General features: G+C 42.8%; 1 protein-coding gene. It reads right to left on the reverse strand.

All coding sequences use genetic code 11. The features are described 5' to 3' along the window. Nucleotides 1-545: hypothetical protein (locus tag HT709_RS11430; protein WP_172925789.1), on the reverse strand; the 545-nt coding region annotated here is incomplete at both ends.

Below are 545 nucleotides of genomic sequence, written 5' to 3' on the forward strand. Positions count from 1 at the left end.
CTGGTTTCTTAGGTGTTACTGTAACGTCACCTGTAGTAGGATCTTGTGACAACTCTACTGTTGGTGTCTTACGAGCTGGTGTTGTTACATCCACTGGTTGTGATGGTTTCTTGTTCGGTTCAGTGACTCTTCCTGTACCTGGAACAGCACCTTTCGGAAGCTTGTCATTTGGCACTTCACCTGAACCATTGTCGCCAATTGTGACTGTGATTGTTGTTCCATTTTCACCTGGGATTTCTACCTTAGTTCCTGATGGGTAAGTTGTTCCATCTGGTTTCTTAGGTGTTACAATCGCATTTCCATTTGGTTGTTGAGTAATTTCAATCTTACCTGGTTTTTCAGTTTCTGGTGTTGCTGGTGTTACCTTAGCTGGTGTTGTTACATTAGGAACTTCCACAGCTGCTTTACCTGGTTCTGTAATCTTAGCATTACCTACAACCGTAGTATCTGGTAATTGATCATTTGGAACCTTAGCTGAACCATCTGCTCCAATCGTCACTTTAATTGGACGACCATCCTTACCTGGAAGTTCTACGATTGTTCCT

Origin of the sequence: Streptococcus sp. 1343, assembly GCF_013277355.1 — a bacterium.
Taxonomy (GTDB): Bacteria; Bacillota; Bacilli; order Lactobacillales; family Streptococcaceae; genus Streptococcus; species Streptococcus pseudopneumoniae.